General features: G+C 64.9%; 15 protein-coding genes. 5 read left to right on the top strand and 10 right to left on the bottom strand.

All coding sequences use genetic code 11. The features are described from left to right. Nucleotides 1-235: 235 nt before the first annotated feature. Nucleotides 236-3,694, bottom strand: coding sequence for a transcription-repair coupling factor (gene mfd, locus DEA8626_RS06555; protein ID WP_108852207.1), 3,459 nt, complete (start codon nt 3,692-3,694; stop codon nt 236-238). A 30-nt stretch (nt 3,695-3,724) separates the two neighbouring features. Next, nucleotides 3,725-4,252 (bottom strand): component of SufBCD complex, encoded by a 528-nt coding sequence (locus tag DEA8626_RS06550; protein WP_108852206.1) that lies wholly within the window; start codon nt 4,250-4,252, stop codon nt 3,725-3,727. Nucleotides 4,253-4,368: 116 nt separating this feature from the next. Between DEA8626_RS06550 and hemB the strand changes: the two genes are divergently transcribed. Continuing rightward, a complete protein-coding gene (gene hemB, locus DEA8626_RS06545; RefSeq protein ID WP_108853352.1) occupies nt 4,369-5,361 on the top strand; it encodes a porphobilinogen synthase in 993 nt (330 codons plus the stop codon). A 121-nt stretch (nt 5,362-5,482) separates the two neighbouring features. Next, complete coding sequence (locus DEA8626_RS06540) at nt 5,483-6,040, top strand: lipid-binding SYLF domain-containing protein (RefSeq protein WP_108852205.1); 558 nt, start codon at nt 5,483-5,485, stop codon at nt 6,038-6,040. A gap of 196 nt (nt 6,041-6,236) precedes the next feature. Here DEA8626_RS06540 and DEA8626_RS06535 read toward each other — a convergent pair whose 3' ends face one another. Next, nucleotides 6,237-7,109 (bottom strand): NAD(P)-dependent oxidoreductase, encoded by an 873-nt coding sequence (locus DEA8626_RS06535; RefSeq protein WP_108852204.1) that lies wholly within the window; start codon nt 7,107-7,109, stop codon nt 6,237-6,239. 135 nt (nt 7,110-7,244) lie between these two features. Between DEA8626_RS06535 and DEA8626_RS06530 the strand changes: the two genes are divergently transcribed. From DEA8626_RS06530 to DEA8626_RS06520, 3 genes are all read left to right on the top strand, one after another. Next, a complete protein-coding gene (locus DEA8626_RS06530; protein ID WP_108852203.1) occupies nt 7,245-9,704 on the top strand; it encodes a penicillin acylase family protein in 2,460 nt (819 codons plus the stop codon). A 160-nt stretch (nt 9,705-9,864) separates the two neighbouring features. Continuing rightward, nucleotides 9,865-11,283 carry an NfeD family protein gene (locus tag DEA8626_RS06525; protein ID WP_245890783.1) on the top strand — a complete coding sequence of 473 codons (1,419 nt, stop codon included), beginning with the start codon at nt 9,865-9,867 and terminating at the stop codon, nt 11,281-11,283. A 2-nt stretch (nt 11,284-11,285) separates the two neighbouring features. Beyond that, entirely contained in the window at nt 11,286-12,065 is a 780-nt protein-coding gene (locus DEA8626_RS06520) for a slipin family protein (protein WP_108852201.1), read from the top strand. Nucleotides 12,066-12,092: 27 nt separating this feature from the next. Here the strand turns inward: DEA8626_RS06520 and hflX are convergent, their stop codons facing one another. The 7 genes from hflX to DEA8626_RS06485 form a co-directional block, all read right to left on the bottom strand. Then, on the bottom strand, nt 12,093-13,385 hold the full coding sequence (hflX, locus tag DEA8626_RS06515; protein WP_108852200.1) for a GTPase HflX: 1,293 nt from the start codon (nt 13,383-13,385) through the stop codon (nt 12,093-12,095). Then, nucleotides 13,382-13,615: an RNA chaperone Hfq gene (hfq, locus tag DEA8626_RS06510; protein WP_108852199.1), complete on the bottom strand. Its 234-nt coding sequence runs from the start codon at nt 13,613-13,615 to the stop codon at nt 13,382-13,384. The genes hflX and hfq overlap by 4 nt, the downstream gene beginning before the upstream one ends. Before the next feature lie 142 nt (nt 13,616-13,757). Beyond that, nucleotides 13,758-15,272: a TrkH family potassium uptake protein gene (locus tag DEA8626_RS06505; RefSeq protein WP_108852198.1), complete on the bottom strand. Its 1,515-nt coding sequence runs from the start codon at nt 15,270-15,272 to the stop codon at nt 13,758-13,760. A 3-nt stretch (nt 15,273-15,275) separates the two neighbouring features. Further along, complete coding sequence (gene trkA / locus DEA8626_RS06500) at nt 15,276-16,652, bottom strand: Trk system potassium transporter TrkA (RefSeq protein ID WP_108852197.1); 1,377 nt, start codon at nt 16,650-16,652, stop codon at nt 15,276-15,278. A gap of 55 nt (nt 16,653-16,707) precedes the next feature. Then, nucleotides 16,708-17,403, bottom strand: a complete 696-nt coding sequence (locus tag DEA8626_RS06495) for a DUF4386 domain-containing protein (RefSeq protein ID WP_245890782.1) — start codon at nt 17,401-17,403, stop codon at nt 16,708-16,710. A gap of 43 nt (nt 17,404-17,446) precedes the next feature. Next, nucleotides 17,447-18,850, bottom strand: coding sequence for a nitrogen assimilation response regulator NtrX (ntrX, locus tag DEA8626_RS06490; protein WP_108852196.1), 1,404 nt, complete (start codon nt 18,848-18,850; stop codon nt 17,447-17,449). Next, a complete protein-coding gene (locus DEA8626_RS06485; protein WP_245890843.1) occupies nt 18,847-21,120 on the bottom strand; it encodes a sensor histidine kinase NtrY-like in 2,274 nt (757 codons plus the stop codon). The genes ntrX and DEA8626_RS06485 overlap by 4 nt, the downstream gene beginning before the upstream one ends. Between the last annotated feature and the right edge of the window lie 2 nt (nt 21,121-21,122).

The raw sequence follows: 21,122 nt of genomic DNA, 5'->3' as shown, positions 1-21,122 counted from the left end.
TTTTCGTGGTGGGACTTGTTCCTCAAAGCTTCCGCTACCGGACCGGGTGGGTCCGGGTGGGTAACGAGACGAAGTGTAAGGCCAACCGCTTGCGGCGTCTTGCGGAAGGGCGACCGGATCGAAATCAAGTGGCTGTCGCATTGCGCGATCCGGCATCGGCCAATGGGCGCGAAACTACTAAACGAGTGACCCTCGTATTGAAAGGCGGCACCCTGTCCCCGGGTTGCCGTCTTTCTCATGCGGGCCGGGCCGGGGCCGGTTCCTTAGCCTTCTCAGCCAGATCGCGCGCCACCGCGTAGGCACCGCGTATGCGGTCGCTGTCCTTCGTCCAGTCGCGGCGTACGATGATCGTGTTGTCTTTCACCTTGGCGAGCCCGCGCTGATCCTGCAGGAAGTCGACGAGGCCGGCGGGATTGGCGAACTTGTCGTTGTGAAACTGGATCGTCGCGCCCTTCGGACCGGCGTCGAGCCGCCCTATTCCGGCCCGGTGGCACATCGCCTTGATCCGCATGACGAGGAGGAGCGTGTTGACCTCCTTCGGGACGGGGCCGAAACGGTCGATGAGCTCGGCGGCGAAGCCCTCCAGTTCTACCTTGGAGGTCAGGCCGGACAGACGGCGGTAAAGACCGAGGCGCACGTCGAGATCGGGCACGTAGCTCTCGGGAATCATCACCGGTACGCCGAGATTTATCTGGGGCGACCACTGGCCGTTTTCGTCGGTCGGTGTCTCGATGTCGCCCGCCTTGATCCGCGCGATCGTGTCTTCGAGCATAGACTGGTAGAGCTCGTAGCCGACCTCGGTGATGTGGCCTGACTGCTCCTCGCCCAGGATGTTGCCGGCACCCCTCAGGTCGAGATCCTGGGAGGCGAGCGAGAAGCCCGCGCCGAGGCTGTCGAGCGAACCCAGAAGCCGGAGCCGCTTCTGGGCGTTCGGGGTAAGCGGCGCGCGCGGCTTCGTGGTCATGTAGCAATAGGCGCGGACTTTCGACCGCCCCACTCTGCCCCGAATCTGGTAGAGCTGCGCGAGGCCGAACATGTCCGCGCGGTGCACAATCATCGTATTGGCGGTGGGAATATCCAGCCCGCTTTCAACAATGGTCGTCGCGAGCAACACGTCGTACTGCCCGTCATAGAACGCGTTCATGCGCTGGTCGAGCTCGCCCGCCGCCATCTGGCCGTGCGCGACCACGTAGCTGACTTCCGGAACATGGGTCTTCAGGAAGTCCTCGATCTCGGGCAGATCGGCGATGCGCGGGACCACGTAGAACGACTGCCCGCCCCTGTAACGCTCACGCAGAAGCGCCTCGCGGATCGTCACCGTATCGAACTCACTGACATAGGTGCGGATCGCGAGCCGGTCGATGGGCGGCGTGCCGATTATCGAAAGATCCCGGACACCTGTAAGCGACAGTTGAAGTGTTCGCGGAATTGGCGTCGCGGTGAGGGTAAGGACGTGGATCTCCGACCGCATCTCCTTGAGCCGCTCCTTGTGCGATACGCCGAAATGCTGCTCCTCGTCGATAACCAAAAGGCCGAGGTTGCGGAACTTCACCTGCTTCGACAGGACTGCATGCGTGCCGATGACGATATCGACGGTTCCCTCGGCGAGCCCGGCGCGCGTCTCGGCGGCATCACGGGCCGACACAAAGCGAGAGAGAGGCCGGACAGTGATAGCGGTGCCGCGGAAGCGGTCCGCGAAGGTCTTGAAATGCTGGCGGGCGAGCAGCGTTGTCGGCGCGATGACCGCCACCTGAATGCCGGACTGCGCCGAGATGAACGCCGCGCGCATCGCGACCTCGGTCTTGCCGAAACCCACATCCCCGACGATGAGCCGGTCCATTGGCCGGCCTTCAGCCAGATCGTCGACGACCTCGTCGATCGCGGTGAGTTGATCGTCGGTTTCCTGATAGGGAAAGCGCGCCGAGAAGGCGTCCCAGTCATGATGCGCCGCCTCCAGGATCGGCGCCTTCCTGAGCGCGCGTTCGGCCGCGACGCGCATCAGTCGTTCGGCTATTTGGCGGATACGCTCCTTCAGCTTGGCCTTCTTCGCCTGCCATGCGCCGCCGCCGAGCTTGTCGAGTAGCCCCTCCTCGTGGCCGTAGCGGCTGAGAAGCTCGATATTTTCGACCGGAAGGTAGAGCCGGTCGCCGCCGGCATATTCCAGAGCAACACAATCATGTGGCGCGCCGAGTGCCGTGATCGTCTCGAGCCCGGTATAGCGCCCCACTCCGTGATCGACGTGGACCACCAGATCGCCCGGGGAAAGCGACTGAGCTTCGGTGAGGAAGTTCTCGGCTTTCCGGCGCTTTTTCGCCCCGCGTATGAGCCGGTCGCCGAGCACGTCCTGCTCGGATATGACCGTCAGGCCAGCACCCTCGAACCCGTGTTCGAGCGCCCAGACTGTGAGGTACAGCCCGCCCTTGCCTTCCGGCACGTCACGGATGTCGCGGACGGGCTTGGCACCCACGACCTCCTCGTCCTCGAGAAGCCCCTTGAGTCGTTCGCGCGCGCCCTCCGAATAGGAGGCGACAACGACCTGACCTGTTTCGCGCCGAGCATTCACATGATCGGCCAGAACGTTGAAAAGATTGACGTGTTCGAGCTGTCGCTCGGATGAAAAGTTGCGTCCGATCCGCCCCCCGGCATCCAGAACGCCCGGCCCCGTCGCCTGCGGCAATTCGACGAGCTGGAGCGCCCGGTGCCCGGCGAGCGCCTCCGTCCAGCCCGCATCGTCGAGATAGAGCGCCTGCGGTGGCGCGGGCTTGTAGACCGAGTCGAGCCGGTCCTTGCGAGCCATCGCCTCGCGCCGGGCGTCGTACTGGTCCTCGATCCCCTCCCAGCGGGCGAGCCGCGCGGGTGCGGTCTGGTCGTCGAGCATCACCGACGCGCCGGGGAGGTAGTCGAACAAGGTCTCCAGCCTCTCGTGGAAGAATGGCAGCCAGTGCTCCATCCCGGCATGCTTGCGCCCCGCGCTCACCGCCTCGTAGAGCGGGTCGTCGGTGCCGGCGGCGCCGAACTCGATCCGGTAGTTCTGACGGAACCGGGTGATCGCGGCCTCGTCGAGGATGACCTCCGAGGCAGGCGCGAGTTCCACCGCGTCGAGCTTCGCCGTCGTCCGCTGGGTTGCGGGGTCGAAGCGCCGCGCTCCGTCCAAGACGTCGCCGAAGAGGTCAAGCCGCACCGGACCGCCTTCGCCGGGCGGGTAGATGTCGATGATGCCGCCGCGGATCGCGTAGTCGCCGGGCTCGGTCACGGTCGGGCTTTGCGAAAAGCCCATGCGGACGAGGAATTCGCGCAGCCCCGCCTCGTTCACGCGCCCACCGACCTTCGCGGTGAAGGCGGCGGCCTTCAGCACGTCGTGCGCGGGCACTCGCTGGGTCGCGGCATTCAGCGTCGTGAGCAGGATGAACGGCCCAGGCACCCCCTGGGCGAGCGCTGCGAGCGTCGCCATTCGCGTCGCCGAGACATCGGCATTGGGGGAGACGCGGTCATAGGGCAGACAGTCCCAGGCCGGGAAGGTCAGGACCAATGCGTCGGGCGCGAAGAAAGCCAGCGCTGCCCGCATCGCCTCCAGCCGCTTGTCGTCGCGCGCGACATGGACGACGGGCGCGCCTTTCCCCAGCTCGCGGGCGAGGAGGCGGGCGTCATACCCTTCGGGCGCGCCGGAAAGCGTGATGTGAGTGGGCGAGGTCATCGCCCCCACCTAGCCTTCCTCTCGCCGGTGTCAACCGGGCAGGATCGAGACTGAGAAGTTTTGCAGCATGCCCCAGAAGGCGGTGACGAAGATCGAGATCATGCCGATCACCTGCACAGTCAGGCGATGAATGGCGAGCCGCCGGCGCAGAGCCTCGCCTGTGTCGCCTTCGGCCTCGATCCTCGCGGCGGTCGAGAGGCTGAGGAGACCGACGATCGACAAGGGCAGTGCCAAGAGGAACACGGCCTGGCAAAATTCCACATGATACCAGAAGCCCAGAATCGCGAGCGCGGTCAGGAAGAAGGCGCCGATCGTGACGAGGATCATGCCCGCCTCGCGCCCGATATAGAGAATGCGCGAGATGTTGATCCGCGCGATATCCTGCAGATCCGCCTCGGCCTGCCCGCCGAGCCTGCGGGCGCGCATCACCATGTCGTAGGGAATGCCGAGCACCCAGTGCGAAGCCGAAGACCAGGTGACGGCGAGCGCGATCCAGTACCAGAGGTTGGAAAAGGACCTGAGATCGATCAGGTCGAAAATCAGCTTCGTGAAGTCCAAGTCCTGTCCCCGAACGGTGCCCGTGAATGCTAGTCGCGCCCTGCGGCGGATTCCACCCTTGTGATCTCTTGCCAAGCGTGTAACCCGTGGACAAGACGATGAACAGGTCCCCCGACATGACCCCGATCCATGCCCCCTTTCCCGCCACCCGCTTCCGCCGCCTGCGCCGCACGCCCGCGTTGCGCGATCTTGTCGCCGAGGCGCGGCTTTCGGCCAGCGATCTCATCTGGCCGGTCTTCGTCACGGATGTACCGGGCGCCGATGCCGAAGTGCCTTCCATGCCCGGCGTCGTGCGCCGGACGGTGGAAGGCACGGTGCGCGCCGCGGAAGAGGCGATGCGGCTCGGCATTCCGGCGATCTGCCTCTTTCCCTACACCGATCCCGCGCTCAGGACCGAAGCTTGCGAGGAGGCATGGAATCCCGACAACCTGTCGAACCGCGCAGTGCGCGCCATCAAGGCCGCCGTGCCCGAGATCTCAGTGATGACCGATGTCGCGCTCGATCCCTACAACGCCAATGGTCACGACGGCCTCGTGCGCGATGGCGTAATCCTGAACGACGAGACGATCGAGGCGCTGGTCAAGATGGCGCTCGCCCAGGCCGAGGCCGGGGCGGACATACTCGGCCCGTCCGACATGATGGACGGACGGATCGGCGCGATGCGGCGCGCACTTGAGACCGAAGGTCACAAGGATGTCGCGATCCTGTCCTACGCGGCGAAGTACGCGTCGAATTTTTACGGGCCGTTCCGCGACGCGGTTGGGGCGTCTGGCGCACTGAAGGGCGACAAGAAGACCTACCAGATGAATCCGGCGAACCGCGACGAGGCGCTCAGGCTCGTCGCGCGTGACCTTGCCGAGGGCGCCGACATGGTCATGGTCAAGCCCGGCCTCGCCTATCTCGACATCTGCGCGGCGGTGAAGGAGGCGTTCGGCGCGCCGACATTCGCCTACCAGGTCTCAGGCGAATACGCGATGCTGAAAGGCGCGGTGATGCAGGGCTGGCTGAAGGAGGACGCAATCCTCGAAAGTCTTCTCGCCTTCCGGCGCGCGGGCTGCGACGGGATCTTGACTTATTTCGCGCCGGACATCGCCCGAACCTGGCGCTAATCAGCGCAGATGTGAACAGGTTGGGACACAACACCTAATGACAGGGCGCGCGTTCTGCCCTATAGCTAGTAGCGGAACCGGTCGGAACAGGCCGGCAGGCAACATTGAGCGGAGCAGTCAGATGAACGGCATTTCCCGACGGGGACTCTTAGTATCGGGCGGCGCGGTACTGGGCCTTTCGGCCTGTGGCAACGGCGTGGGCGGCGGCGGCGCGGCGCGGCTCGACGCGCGGGTGGACGCGACGCGCGATTTCCTGCACCAGCAGTACCCCGGCACGGTCGACCTGACCAACAAGTCGGCGGGCGTCCTCTACATGCCGCTGATGACCGAAGCGGGCTTCGTCTTTGGTGGCGCCTACGGGCGCGGCGCGCTCAGGATCAACGACGTGACGGTTGACTACTATTCGGCCACTCAGGCGAGTTGGGGCTTGCAGATCGGCGCGCAGCAATACGCGCACGCACTTTTCTTCATGACCCAGCAGGCGCTCGCCAATTTCCGCGCCTCGGACGGCTGGGCGATGGGTGCGGACGCGAAATACGCGACGCCCGATCAGGGCGGCTCGATCGCTGCGGACACGACGACGACACTCGCCCCTGTCATTGCGCTTGTGTTCGGTCAAGCGGGCTTCATCGCGGGCGCGACGCTCGAAGGGACCAAGTACACGCGGATCATTCCTTGATCCGTTTCGCCCCGGCTGGCGCCGGGGCGACCCGCCGGAGGGCTTTCGGCCCCCCGAGAGGATCTCCAGACAGAAAGTCAAGAGTGCGAGCGTTTCACTTACTGTCTGGAAAATACTCCGGGGGAGTTCCCGCGGAAGCGGGAATTGGGGGCAGCGCCCCCTCCTGCCCTGTCCCAATTCACGACCGGCCGGGTTATCAGCCGAGCTTGCGAAGCCGCGCGAAGAGACTCGATGTGTCCCAGCGTCCGCCACCCATCTTCTGGACATCCTTGTAGAACTGGTCGACGAGTGCGGTGACCGGTAGGCTCGCGCCGTTCTCCTCTGCCGTCGACAGGCAGATGCCGAGGTCCTTGCGCATCCAATCGACCGCGAAGCCATAGTCGAACTTGCCCTCGGCCATGGTCTTGTGGCGGTTGGCCATCTGCCACGACCCGGCCGCGCCCTGGCTGATAACCTCGACGAGCTCCTCGATGTCGAGCCCGGCCTTTTCGGCGAAATGCAGGCCCTCTGACAGGCCCTGGACGAGGCCCGCGATGCAGATCTGGTTGACCATCTTGGCAAGCTGCCCCGCGCCGGTGTCGCCCAGCCGACGGCAGATGCGGGAATAGGCGGCGATGACCGGCTCCGCCTGGCTGTAGTCGCCGGCGTCACCGCCACACATGACCGACAGGACTCCGTTCTCGGCGCCGGCCTGACCGCCGGAGACCGGCGCATCGACATAGCCGATGCCGGCCTCGCCGGCAACGGCGGCAAGCTCGCGCGTGACGGCGGCCGAGACGGTGGTGTGATCGACGAAGATCGCACCCTTCTCCATGCCGGCGAAGGCGCCGTCTTTGCCGAGGCACACGGCGCGCAGGTCGTCGTCGTTGCCGACGCAGGCCATGACGAGCTCGGCGCCTTTCGCGGCCGCGGCCGGTGTCGGCGCAGCGCGTCCCTTGTGCTCCTTCGCCCAGGCATCGGATTTGGCGTCCGTCCGGTTGTAAACCGTCACCTCATGCCCTTTCGCGGCGAGGTGACCCGCCATCGGATAGCCCATCACGCCCAGACCAAGAAAAGCGACCTTCGCCATCTGACCCTCCCATTTCGATTGCGGTTGTCTGGTTTCTGTCCTAGTTAACCGCCCTGCCCGCGCCGTCAACCGGTTCCTCGGGCTCGGTGTCCGCGCGGGGCTTGCACCGGGCCACGTGCTGATGCGGGCGATCCGATGCTTACTGCGTTCCGATGGCTCTTGCGCATCGTCTCGGGGCTCCTGTTCCTCACGCTGGGCGTCTGCGCGCTGATCTACTATTTCGCGTCGCGCTCGCTCCCCGACTACGACGAGGATTACGCGATCGCGGGCCTGACCGCGCCGGTCGAGATCGTCCGCGACACCGCCGATGTGCCGCACATATTTGGCGAGGCTGACGCCGACGTCTTCTTCGCGCTCGGCTTCGCGCATGCCCAGGACCGGTTGTGGCAGATGATCGTGCTGCGCCGCACGGTGCAGGGGCGGCTATCGGAAATGTTCGGCACGCGCACGATCAAGACTGACGAGCTGATGCGCCGGCTCGACCTTTACGGGCAGGCGGCGCGGTCAGTCGCGGTGCAGGATGGCGCGACACGCGACGCGCTCGAATCCTATGCGCGCGGGGTCAACGCCTGGATCGGCATCGTGAACGCCGAGGCGCGCGGCCGCGGAGCGCCGGAATTCTTCCTCTTCTCCAAGGAAATCGCCTATTGGCAACCGACCGATTCCGTCGCGATCCTGAAGCTCATGGCGCTGCGCTCGAGCTCGCAGATCGATGCCGAGGTGCTCCGGGCGCGGGTCTCGCTCCTGTCGCCCGACTGGGCCGCCGATCTCATGCCAGACGGTCCGGGCGAAGGGGTCGCGGCACTGCCGCCTTATGCGAACCTTGTTCCCGGCACGCGCCAGACCCGCACGGCCGACGCCGGATCGCCGCCCGCCTTCTGGCCCGTACCACCCCTGTCGCTTGGGGGCGCCTCGAACGCCTGGGCGGCTGCGCCAAGCCGATCGGCGGCGGGCGGATCGCTTCTGGCCAATGACCCGCATGTCGATTTCTCGGCACCGTCCCTTTGGTATCTCGCACGGCTGCAACTCGAGGCCGGCGGCGTGATCGGCGCCACCATTCCCGGCATCCCCGCCGTCCTCGCCGGCCGCAACGCTGCGCTCGGCTGGGGCATCACGGCGGCCTGGCTCGACGATCAGGACATCCGGATGGAAGAGCTGAATCCCGCCGACCCCGAGCGCTATCGGACCCCCGACGGCTGGAAAACCTTTGAGAGCCGCCGCAGCATCATCGATGTCAAGGACGCGCCCCCGATCACGATCACCATGCGCTGGACCGATAACGGACCGGTCCTGCCGGGGTCGCATTTCGACCTCGCCTCGGTCACGCCGCCCGGCCATGTCGCGGCGCTGAGCTGGACGGCGCTCGATCCGGCCGACACCTCGATGAGCGCCGCGATCCGGCTGATGTCGTCCCGGAGCATCGAGGAGGGGATCGCGGCGGGGCAGGATTTCGTGGCGCCAGCACAGAACGTCACCATGGCCGATCAGGACGGCATCGCCATGGTCATGTTCGGCAAGATGCCGGAGCGCGACGCAAAGATGCGCGGCCAGGGTCGCCTGCCCTCACTCGGCTGGATGGCGGAGAACCGGTGGGTGGGCATTCTGCCCTACGCCAACAATCCCCGCTTCGTCGAGCCCGAGGGCGGCATCGTCGGCAACACCAACAACAAGACCGTCAACCGTCCCTTCCCGCGCCACGTGAGTTTCGCCTGGGGCGATACCCAGCGGGTCCAGCGTTGGACCCGGCTGATGCAGGAACGCGAGGTCCACAGCCGTGAAAGCTTCATCGCCGCCCAGCTCGACGCCGTGTCCCCGGCGGCGCGCACCGTCCTGCCGCTCATCGGGGCCGATCTCTGGTTCACCGGCGAAGCGGCGCCCGACGGCACGCCGGAACAGTTGCGCCAGCGCGCGCTTCAGGTCCTCGCAGAATGGGACGGCGACATGAACGAACACTTGCCGGAGCCTCTGATCTATGCCGCCTGGGTGCGGGCACTTCAGAACCGGCTTATTCGGGACGAACTCGGCCCCCTCGCGGATCGCTTCACCACGGTCGAGCCCCTGTTCATCGAGCGGGTCTACCGCGACATCGACGGCGCCGCACGGTGGTGCGATATCATCCAGTCGGCGCCCGTGGAGACCTGCACCGACGTCGCGCGTATGGCCCTCGACGACGCGCTATTGGAACTAGCGGAGCGCTATGGGCGCAATGTCGAAAGTTGGCGCTGGGGTGACGCGCATCAGGCGAAGCAGGACCATGAGGTGCTGGGCGAGATGCCGGTCGTGAAGTGGATCGTGAACATCCGCCAGTCACGGTCCGGCGGCGACCATACACTCGATCGCGGACGGCTCGCCGGAACGGGGCCGGAGCCCTATCTCAACGTCAACGGCGCGGGTTACCGCGGAGTCTACGACTTTGCCGACCCCGACAGTTCGGTTTTCATCATCTCGACCGGCCAGTCGGGTCATCCGCTGTCGCGCCACTACGACGATCTGAGCATTCTGTGGCGGCGCGGTGAATATGTGCCGATGTCGCTTGATCCCGATCTGGCGCGCGCGGCAGCCACGGGGGTAACCGTGCTGACGCCCGACGGATAGGACGCGACCCTCCACGCCCCGCGTGCACCGGCGACCCCGTGGCAGACCGACGACGGTCACGCGCATCTGCATTGTTGTGTGACGACGCGGCGCTTATACTTCCCCCAGGGAGGCGAAAGTGCCGATTGCCCGAGGGTTGCGCCGTCTCTTGGCGGCAGCTGTGGCTTCATTGATAGCTGTTACGCTGACGGCAGCCCAAATTGCCGAGGAAGCCGACACCCGCCCGATTGCGATCCTCGCGGCGATTGAGGGGCCGATTGGTCCCGCGACCGTGCATCACGTTGACAGAGTGCTTGACCGCGCCGCTGAACTGGGCGCTGAGGTCGTGATCTTGCGTCTGAACACGCCGGGCGGCCTCGCCGACGCGATGCGCGAGATCATCACGAGTCTGCTTGCATCGCCTGCCCCAGTGATCGGCCACGTTGCGCCGTCGGGGGCCCACGCGGCCAGCGCCGGAACCTACATTCTCTATGCCACGCACCTCGCCGCCATGGCACCCGGCACGAATGTCGGCGCAGCAACGCCGGTTTCCATCGGCGGGCTACCCGAAGGCCTTCCGGGGCAGGAGCCGCCACCCGAGCCGAAGGGCGCGGAAGGCGACTCCGCGAAAGGCGGCGAGAAGGATGGTGACGACGGATCGGGCGAAGGCTCCGAGTCGCTCGCACCGGAAGATGCGATGACGGCCAAGGCCACCAACGACGCCGTGGCGCTGATCCGCAGTCTCGCCGAGATGCACGGGCGGAATGCCGACTGGGCCGAAGAGGCAGTGCGGCAGGCTGCGAGCCTGTCGGCCGAGGCGGCGCTCGAGAAGGGCGTAATCGACATCATTGCCCGCGACGAGCAGGAGCTTCTGGCAGCAGCCGATGGGCGCAAGATAATATTCGCTGGCGAAGAACGGGTGCTGAGCACAAACAGCCTCGTGATCGAACGGGTCGAGATGGACGCGATCACCCGTATTCTGAGCGTGCTGTCCAACCCGAACATCGCGCTTATTCTGATGATGGTCGGCATTTACGGGATCGTATTCGAGTTCTGGAATCCCGGCGCCATTGTTCCGGGCGTCATTGGCGCGATCAGCCTGATGCTCGGACTCTACGCGTTAAATCAGCTGCCGCTCGACTATGCCGGGCTGGCGCTCCTGATCCTCGGCATAGGATTCATGGTCGCCGAGGCGGTCACGCCGGCCTTCGGTGTCCTCGGTCTCGGCGGGCTCGTGGCCTTCGTAGTGGGGTCGGCGATGCTCGTCGACACCGATGTACCGGAATACCAGATCTCCTGGCTGATGATCGGCACGATGGCGGCCGTCAGCGCCGCGGTCCTGATGCTTCTTCTGGGATTCACGATCCGCGTCTACAAGGGTGCGCCGGTCACAGGCCGATCGCGGATGATCGGCGCACCCGGGCGCGTTGTCGAGTGGTCAGGTTACGAGGGGTACGTCTGGGTCGAGGGTGAGCGCTGGCATGCCCGATGCGCGGCCGCTCTAGCTTCGGGCCAAGCGATACGCGTTCTCGATATCGACGGGCTCACGCTCAGCGTCGAGCCCGCAGCGGCGCTTCGCGGCGCGGAAGGAGAAGTGTAGCCATGCCGGTTTTCATATTCGACTGGATCTTCCAGCTCTTCCTCGTGGCGCTGGTCATCTACGTGCTCTATTCGGCGATCTACATCTTTCGCGAATACGAGCGCGGGGTTGTGTTCACGCTCGGCCGGTTCACAAAGGTCTCCGGGCCCGGCTTCGTCCTCCTCATCCCCTTTGTCCAGCAGGTCGTGCGCACCGATCTGCGCATGATCGTCGAAGACGTGCCCAGCCAGGATGTCATCTCGCGCGACAATGTCTCGGTGAAGGTAAACGCGGTTATCTATTTTCGAATAGTCGACCCGCAACGCGCGATCATCAACGTCGCCGATTTCGCCGTCGCGGTCAGCCAACTCGCGCAGACGACGCTGCGATCGGTGCTCGGCAAGCACGAGCTCGACGAGATGCTGGCCGAACGCGACAAGCTGAACGCCGATGTGCAAGAGATCCTCGACCGGCAGACCGACGCTTGGGGGATCAAGGTCGCCAATGTCGAGATCAAGCATGTCGATATCGATGAAAGCATGATCCGCGCCATCGCCAAGCAGGCCGAGGCGGAGCGGCTGCGGCGGGCGCGGGTCATCAATGCCGAGGGTGAGTATCAGGCGGCAGCGAAGCTGGTGGAGGCGGGTAAGATGCTCGCCGCGCAACCAAACTCGATGCAGTTGCGGTACTTCAATGCGCTGAACGATATCGCCACCGACAAGACCTCGATCGTCATTTTCCCGCTGCCCGTGGATCTCTTGCCGATGCGCGCAGACAAGAGCGGCAAGGACGAGGAGGTGTGACGAGGCGCTTGGCACGGGTCGTCCCGCTTAACCTTCCAGCCGGTCGAACGCAGCCCGCTGCCGGCTGGTCCAGCGCACCGTGACGCGCCACGCATCCTTGCCCTCTGCCTCGGCCCTGACGAGTTGGCGATCGTGCAGCCACGCCCGCTTGCGTCCCTCGCTGAAGGGCAGCACCAGTTCCGTCTCCTGCCTTTCGTCGTCGAGCGCCCCGGTGATCGCATCGAGAAGCGGCGCGATCCCCTCGCCCGTGATCGCCGAGACGGCGTGGATGCCGGGGTTTCGCGCGTCCTGGACCTTCAGCGCGTCCCGGAGCGGCGGCGCGAGAAGGTCGATCTTGTTCCACACCTCGAACAAGGGCACGCCCTCATCGACGCCGAGGCTATCGAGGATGTCGCGGACATCGGCGGCCTGTTCCTCGGTCTCGGGATGGGCGATGTCCCGGACATGGAGGATGAGATCGGCCTCTAGCACTTCCTCCAGCGTAGCGCGGAATGCCGCGACGAGTTGGGTAGGCAGATCAGAGATGAAGCCCACCGTGTCGGACAGGATCACCTTCTTTCCCGAGGGCAACGCCACGCCCCGCATCGTCGGATCAAGCGTGGCGAAGAGCATGTCCTTGGCCAGAACCTCCGCACCCGTCATGCGGTTGAAGAGCGTGGATTTGCCCGCGTTCGTGTAGCCGACGAGCGCAACGACCGGGAACGGCACCTTGCGCCGCGCGGCCCGGTGCAGCTCGCGCGTCTTGACCACCTTCGCGAGCTGGCGGCGGATGCGCACGACCTCTTCGTCAATCGCGCGCCGGTCAGCCTCGATCTGCGTCTCGCCGGGGCCGCCCACGAAACCGAGCCCGCCGCGCTGGCGTTCCAGGTGAGTCCAGGCCCGGACGAGCCGTGTCCGCTGATAGCTGAGCGCGGCAAGCTCCACCTGCAAAACGCCCTCCCGCGTGCGCGCGCGATCAGCAAAGATTTCGAGGATAAGTCCAGTCCGGTCGAGGAGCTTCACGTTCCACTCCCGCTCGAGGTTGCGCTGCTGCACTGGGCTGACCGCCCCGTCGACGAGCACCAGCTCCACTCCATCCTCCGCGAAACGGTGCTTTAACTCCCCGATCTTGCCGGACCCGAACAGCATCCCGGCCTGGGGCCGATTCAGGCGCACTACCTCGGCGCCGAGGATTTCGAGATCGGGAAGCGCGGCGGCCAGCGCCACAGCCTCGGCCAATGCATGATCGGGAAGCCGGCGCGCGCGGCTGCCGGACTTCAGGTCGGGATGCAGGACCCAAGCCCGGGTCGGGTGGTCCCTGACAGGATTCGGATCGCTCAGTCTTCGCCCTCGTATAGCGAGATCGGCTGGCCCGGCATGATGGTCGAAATGGCATGCTTGTAGACGAGCTGCGATTGCCCGTCACGCCGCAGAAGCACGCAAAAATTGTCGAACCAGGTTATGACGCCCTGAAGCTTCACGCCATTAATAAGGAAGATCGTAACGGGAACTTTGCCCTTGCGGACATGGTTGAGAAAAGCGTCTTGCAAATTTTGCTTGTCGGCAGCCATGTTATCGTCGCCTTGTTTTTTGTTTTCGCGCTTAGTCACGCCCCTCGGCGCTGCACCGGGAGCTTGAGGCGAGTATGCGTAAGAATTCAGGACTTTCCACCCTAAAAATGGGACCGGAACGGACCTGTTTCCGCTAGGGAAATCAACCGCGCCAGAAATCGGGGTTGAGCAGCGCGATGATCGCCAGCGTTTCGAGCCGACCAAGGATCATCGCCGCCGCGGTAATGCCCCGCGCGGCCGTGTCAAGGTCAGCCCAACTTAGCGGTACCTCGGTCGCGACTGTTGCGAGCGGACCGGTCGTGGACAACGCGGCGACGGCGAAGGTCGTCGAGCCTTCGAAGTCGAGCCCCGTCAGTGCCAGCGCCAACATTGTGACCGCGATCGAGAGCGCGAAGAGCATGAAGAAGATCCACGCCATCTGCGCGCCCTGCCGCCTCAGCCGCCGCGCCTGGCTGCCCGACCCGCCGATCGAATTCGGATGAACGAGCCGTTCGACCTCGCGCTCTCCGTGGCGATACAGCGCGTATACCCGGAGGAGCTTGACGCCCCCCGCCGTTGTCGCCACGCCTCCCCCCATCACCGCGAGACCGGCCAGGATGAGCCCCGGCGTTGTCAGCCCCGACCATGACCGCGCCTCACTCCAGTCCGCGGATTCGAACCCCGTCGTCGAGAGGAACGAGAGCACGGTGAAAGTCGTGCCCCAGAGCGCGCGCATCGCGGCCGCCGTATCGGCGATCTCGTCGACTTCGAGCGCACCTACCCAGTGGCGCAGGAACAATAGCGCGGGCACGATGGTCGCGAACAAGATCGCCATGCGCAGTTCGGGGTCGTAGCTCAAACTTTCGGAGCGGCGGATCGTGCGGCCTGCAGGGTAGAGCTGGCGCGACAGCGCGAAGGCGAAGAAGGGAATGATGATCACTTCGCCCCCGACGCCCGACGGCGCTGCGTTCAATCCGCCGATTGGCGAGATGCCGGATGTGGCGAGCGTCGACATCGCGTGGCTCGCCGCGACGAGCGGCGGGTCGCCGGCGAGAATGAGCCCGACCCACAAGAGAAGCGTCAGAGCCGCGTAGACAGGAAAGAGTATCCGCGCGTGGCGGCTGATTCTGCCTGACGGCACAGAGCCGCGCGCCACAGGGCCGCCGATGACAGCCCCCTGCCCTGCAGTCGCGCCGCTCAGCACCTCGAAGCCGCCGAGATTCATCGGTGCCAGAACCGCGACCGCCGTCACGAGTATGAAGAAGCCACCGAGCCAGCCGACCAGCGCCCGCCACAGATGCACAGAGGGTGACAAGCGTTCCGGTTCGAACAGCGTCGCTCCTGTCGTGGTGAGGGACGAGATCATTTCCCACCAGGCGCTCAAGAAATTGGTGTCGGGCACCGATTCGGCGAACGGCACGGCAAGCATGAGCGGCAGGAGCGTGAAAGTCGCAACCAGCGTCAGAAGCTGGTTGCGCGCCTGCGGCCCCGGGCGATTGGCGGCAGTCGCCATCCCGATGAGGATGGCGAGCATGAAAAAGAGCGAGCCTGAATAGAAGAAGGCGCGGGCGATCTCATAGTCGCTCTGGGTGAATGCGTGGACCGCCGGTACATACATGGCAACTGCGCCAAACCCCATCAGGACAACCACGAACGGAAGATCGGTGAGGCGGCGCATCGCTCAGAAGAAGTCAATCGAGACTTGGAGAAGGCGTTCGACCTCGGGCACATCGCCCGACATGCAGAAGAGCGCGATGACGTCGCCCTCCTCGACGCGCGTATCGGGTGTGGGCTTCACGACACGGTCCCCCTTCATGAGCGCCCCCATGAGCACCCCCTCGGGAAACTCGATGTCGCGCACCGCGCGACCCGCGACAGGCGAAGTCGATAAGACCTGCGCCTCGATCACCTCGGCTTCGGCATCGCCGATCGAATAGATCGCCCGCACTCGGCCATGGCGGATATGACGCAGGATGGACGACACGGTCGTGGCGCGTGGATTGATATAGGCATCGATGTCGAGAGCGCCCATTAATGGCACGAGTGTCGGATCGTTGATGAGCGCAATCGCCATCGGACAGCCGGCCTGCTTTGCGCGTACGGCTGCGAGAAGATTGGTCTTGTCATCGTCGGTGACGGCAAGGACAGCATCGGCACGGTCGATGTTGGCCTCGGCCAGAAGTTCTGCACTCATGCCGTCGCCGTTTAGAACGATCGTCCGTTCCAGCGCGTCGGCCGCACGTTCCGCGGAGGCGCGGTTCATCTCGATCATCTTCGCGCGGATGCGGTCCGTCCGCGCTTCAAGCGCGCGCGCAACGGCCAGGCCCACGTTGCCGCCACCGATGATGACGATGCGCTCCTGCTTCTTCGTCGCCTTGCCGAAAATGTCTAACGTGCGGTTCACGTCCTCGACATGGCTGAAGACGTAGATCTGGTCGCCCGCGAAAAGCTGATCGCCCGGCTCAGGTGCGAAGAGCCGCCCCTCGCGGCGGATCCCGACGACGATTGCGCGCAAGGTCGAGAAAAGATCGGTGAGCTGGCGCAAGGGCGTGTTCAGGACCGGGCAGTCCTCATCGAGCGCGACGCCGAGAAGTTGCGCCTTGCCCCCCATGAAGCTTTCGGTATCGAAGGTCGAGGGCGCCGCAAGCCGCTGCAGCGCGGCTTCGGCCACTTCGCGTTCGGGGCTGATCACGACGTCGATCGGCAGGTGGTCGCGCCGGTAAAGGTCGGAATAGATCGCGTCCATGTAGGATCGCGCCCGAAGCCGCGCGATCTTGCGGGTGATACCGAAGATCGAATGCGCGACCTGGCAGGTGACCATGTTCACCTCGTCCGAATGCGTGGCCGCGATGATCATGTCTGCATCACGCGCGCCAGCACGGTCGAGAACATCCGGGTACGAGGCAAAGCCCGTTACGCCCTGAACGTCCAGCGCCTCGGTCGCGCGGCGGACGAGTTCAGGATTGTAGTCGACAACCGTGACGTCGTTCCTCTCGCCTGAGAGATGGCGCGCGATCTGCCAGCCGACCTGGCCCGCACCACAAATGATGACCTTCATCCGAACGCTCCCCTCTCAGGCCGCCGCCCTTGATAGGCACGTGTCGCGGGCACGGTCAATGCGCCGCAAGCCTCGGTCTGAAGCCGGCCGCGAGCAGCCAGAGTGCGAACGATGTTTCGGCCACTACCGGCACCGCGTAGGCATAGACGAAGGTCCCGGAAAGATGCGGCGCCAGGATGCGCAGGAAGCTTCCCGCGAGATAGACAAGTCCCGCCGCCGCGACGAGCCAGCCGAGCGGACGCGGCACCCAGCCCGAACGCAGGATAAGAACGGCGATCGCAATGTTGGCCGCGCCGAAGAAGACGAGGCCGAGATCGTAGCCGTGGCTCTGCATCTGAAGATGAAGCAGCGCGACCGCCTCACTCCCGCCCGCTCCGCCAAGAGCCAGCAAAGCCGCCTGCTGATTGACCAGATTGGCCCCGATGATCGACGCCTGTACGAGCCGCAGGACCATCGCCAGAAGCGCGAGCAGTGCGCCATGAGATTTGAGGATCATGTAAAGCAGCACGGCAAGGGCCACATCGCAGAGCGCCATGACCATGTCCGCAGCCACGCTGGCACGGAACAGCGTTTCGTTCGCCGCAATCGCCGCTGCCGTCGCCGCCGCGTCGCCGGGCTCGATCAGCGCGGCCCGTACGAAACCCTCGCTCCAGATCCCCGCGACGATGATGACTGCATAGGCAAGCCCCGCAGGCAGGAGAAGGTGCCGTTTGTCCGCCGGCGGTCCGCCGCCCATCATGATCTGAACCACGTTGCTCTCGTCGCTTCAGCCTGCCTGCGGCCGCGCCGCCATCTCAAGCATCCTCTTCCTCCACATGGGCGACGCGCGCGCCGGATTTCGACGAGGTCACGACGCCCAGGGACTTGAGCTTGCGATGCAGTGCCGACCGCTCCATACCGACGAAGGTTGCCGTACGGCTGATATTGCCGCCAAAGCGGTTGATCTGGGTCAGAAGGTATTCGCGTTCGAACAGCTCCCGCGCCTCGCGCAGGGGAAGCGTGGCGAGCGCCCCCGACAGGACGACGCGACCCTCCTCGGCCGAAGCCTCGCTCTGCCCCGGAAGCTCGCGCGCTTCTATGGCACCGGCCCCCTCGCCCAAGATTAACACGCGTTCGATCACGTTTCTCAACTGGCGGATGTTGCCGGGCCACGCCATTGTCTGCATCAGCGCCTCGGCATCCTCGGCGATCTCGCGGATGGGAAGCCCCTGGCTCTTGTTGAAGTGCTCGATGAAGTGCGCCGCAAGCTCGGGGATGTCCTCGCGCCGCTCCTCAAGTGGGGGCACTGCGATGGGCACCACGTTCAACCGGTCGTACAACTCTTGCCTGAACCGCCCGGCAGTGATCTCGGCCGGCAGGTCGCGCGTCGTCGACGAGATCACGCGCAGATCGACGCGCACCTTGTCCGTGCCGCCGACACGGGTGAACTGCTGCTCGGTCAGCACGCGGAGGATCTTGGACTGCGTGCCGAGAGGCATGTCGGCCACCTCGTCGAAATAGACGACGCCGCCATGTGCCTGCTCCAGAAGCCCCTTTTCCACGCCGCGTTCGAGCGTTTCGCGCCCGAAAAGAACCTCTTCCACTCGCTCCGGTTCAATCGACGCGGAGGAGACAGTGACAAACGGCCCGCTCGCCCGGTTCGAATTGACATGGATGTAGCGCGCCGCCACTTCCTTGCCCGAACCCGGCTGACCGGTCAGCATCACGCGGCCATTCGACTTCGTGACCTTGTCGAGCTGCCCCTTGAGCGCCCGGAAGGCGGACGACGACCCGATCATTTCGGACGATGTCACGTCACGACGGCGAAGTGACGCGTTCTCCCGCCTCAGCCGCGAGGTTTCCATCGCCCGGGTGATCACGACAATGAGTTGGTCGAGGTTGAACGGCTTCTCGATAAAGTCGTAGGCCCCCTGCTTGATCGCGGCGACGGCGATCTCGATGTTGCCGTGCCCCGAAATGATGATGATCGGCACGTCCGGATTGTCGCGCTTAACCGTCTTCAGGATGTCGATCCCGTCCATCCGGCTGTCCTTCAGCCAGATGTCGAGAATCATCAGCGCCGGCGGTTCGGCGTTGATCTCGGCCATACAGTCATCCGAGTTCGCCGCGAGGCGCGTCGTGAAGCCTTCGTCCTTCAGAATATCCGAGATCAGTTCCCGGATATCGCGTTCGTCGTCTACGATCAGAATGTCGCTCATGTCCCACCTCCGGCCATGTCCATGGTCCTTTCCTTGTATGTGCGGCCGGTTCGCGCCATGGGCAGGCGAATCTCGGCCAGCGCGCCCCTGTGGGCGCTTCCTTCAAACAGCTCGGCGTCGCTCAAGGTGAGCGTTCCGCCATGTTCCTCGATGATCTTCTTGACGATGGAGAGGCCTAGGCCCGTCCCCTTTTCGCGCGTCGTCACATAGGGTTCGAAGAGCCGCGCGCGATCTTCCGGCAACCCGGTCCCGTTGTCCTCGATGCGGATCGTGACCATATCGTCCTGCGCCTCCATCGACACGCGCACTTCGGGCACGTAACCTTCATCGGTTCCATTTTCGATAAGTGTTTCAACGGCTTCTCCGCCGTTCTTGATGAGGTTTGTCACCGCCTGAGAAATCATCGTGGCGTCCAGCTCCATCATCACGGGTTCGGCCGGCAGGTCCGCCTTCAGGACCGCGCCGTGCAGCGCATCCTGCTGAAGGGTGACCGCATCCCGCATGAGCTTCGTCAGGTCGTGCTCGCGGCGGTCGGGCTCGGGCATGCGGGCGAATTTCGAGAACTCGTCAACGATCCGCCTGAGATCGCCGGTTTGGCGAACGATGACGTCGGTCATTTGCCCAAGTGTCTCGGCCTCGTCGCCGACGAGCGACGTGAACTTGCGCCGGATTCGCTCAGCCGAAAGCTGGATCGGCGTAAGCGGGTTCTTGATCTCGTGCGCGATGCGGCGCGCGACGTCGCCCCAGGCGGCCATCCGCTGGGCCGATACGAGATCGGTCACGTCGTCGAACGCCACCACGTAGCCTTCGAGCTGCCCCGCTGCATTGCGCCGGATCGCCATCCGCACGAGCAGCCGCTCGAGCCGGCCTTCGCGGCTAAGGCGAATCTCTTCCTGTGCAACCTCGCCCATCCCGTCGCGGAGCCGCTCGAAGAGTGCCGCGAATTCCGGCACCGCCTCGGCAAGCGCCCTCTCGTCATCCGCGCCCTCGTCGAGGTGGAGAAGCCGCATCGCCGCCCGGTTCAAGAAGTCGATTCTGCCTTCTGCATCCAGCCCGATCACCCCCGACGTGACCGACGACAGAACCGAATCGAAGAGCCGCCGGCGCCGTTCTGTCACGCGGTGGCTGTCCATCAGCGCTTCGCGCTGGGCGCTGAGCTGGCGGGTCATCTGGTTGAAGACCCGCCCCAGCATTGCAATCTCGTCGTCGCCCTCTTCCTCGGCGACCTGCACAGCAAGATCGCCCGCACCGACGCGCTGCGCCGCCCCGGCAAGCCGCCCGACGGGCCGCGACAGGCGTTCGGCGAACCACAGACCCATCCAGATCGCCGCAAGCACAAGGATCAGCGCGAAGCCGAGATAGACCAGCCCAAATTCGAACAGCACCCGCCCGCGCGATGCTTCGAGCTGCTGGTAAAGGCCGACAGTGGCGCGCGTTTCGTCGAGCAGGCTCAGAATCTCGCCGTCAACGTTGCGGCTGACATAGAGATAGCGGTCGGCGAAGGCTGGCAGAGCCACGAGAGCCCGGAACTCATTGTTGGCCCAGTCCTCGATCAGAACTGTCTCTCCGGCACGGGCGCGACTGACTTCGTCAGTGGTCGGCTCTTCGAAGTCAAAGAGGTAGCTCCGGTCGCCGCGCGCGCGCAGTTCGCCGCCGCCGTCGATCACGAATGCCTCACGAAGGCCGCGTTGAATCTGGCTCTGGCCTTGTGTAAGAAACTGCCGCAACTCGCTGTCCGACAACAAGAATTCGGATCGCCGAACGGAATTCAGGAACGCTGCGAGCGCCTCGGCATCGGTGATGAGGTCGCGCCTGTGCTCTTCCTGATATGCCTCGGCGGCGGCGAGCGAGGTGCCGACGACGCCGCGCACACGGTCGGAGAACCAGCCTTCAAGGCCGATATTCACGGTCAACCCCGCGAAGACCGCGACGAGGATAGAGGGGACGAGCGCGATCCCCGCGAAGACAGCCGTGAGCCGCAGGTGTAGTCTGGAGCCTGCGGATTTCGCGCGCCGCGCGGCGATCATTCGCGCAAGGCGCGACAGAACCATCCCGCCGAGCGCGATGAAATAGACGAAGTCGGCGAGAAGGATCAGCCTGAGTGCGTCGGAATTCGCGCCCTGTCCGAAAGGTCCGAGCGCGACGAAGGTCGCAAGCGCCAGAAGCGGGCCGAGAACCACAAGGCCAAGCGTAAATGCGTTCTGAACCCGGCGCTGTCTGCGCAGCCGATTCAGCCGCTCCCAAGATACACTGCGCGCGAAGCCCTGCACGA

The sequence above is a fragment of the Defluviimonas aquaemixtae genome (assembly GCF_900302475.1).
Classification (GTDB): Bacteria; Pseudomonadota; Alphaproteobacteria; order Rhodobacterales; family Rhodobacteraceae; genus Albidovulum; species Albidovulum aquaemixtae.
This window is presented reverse-complemented; position numbering and strand designations above follow the sequence as displayed.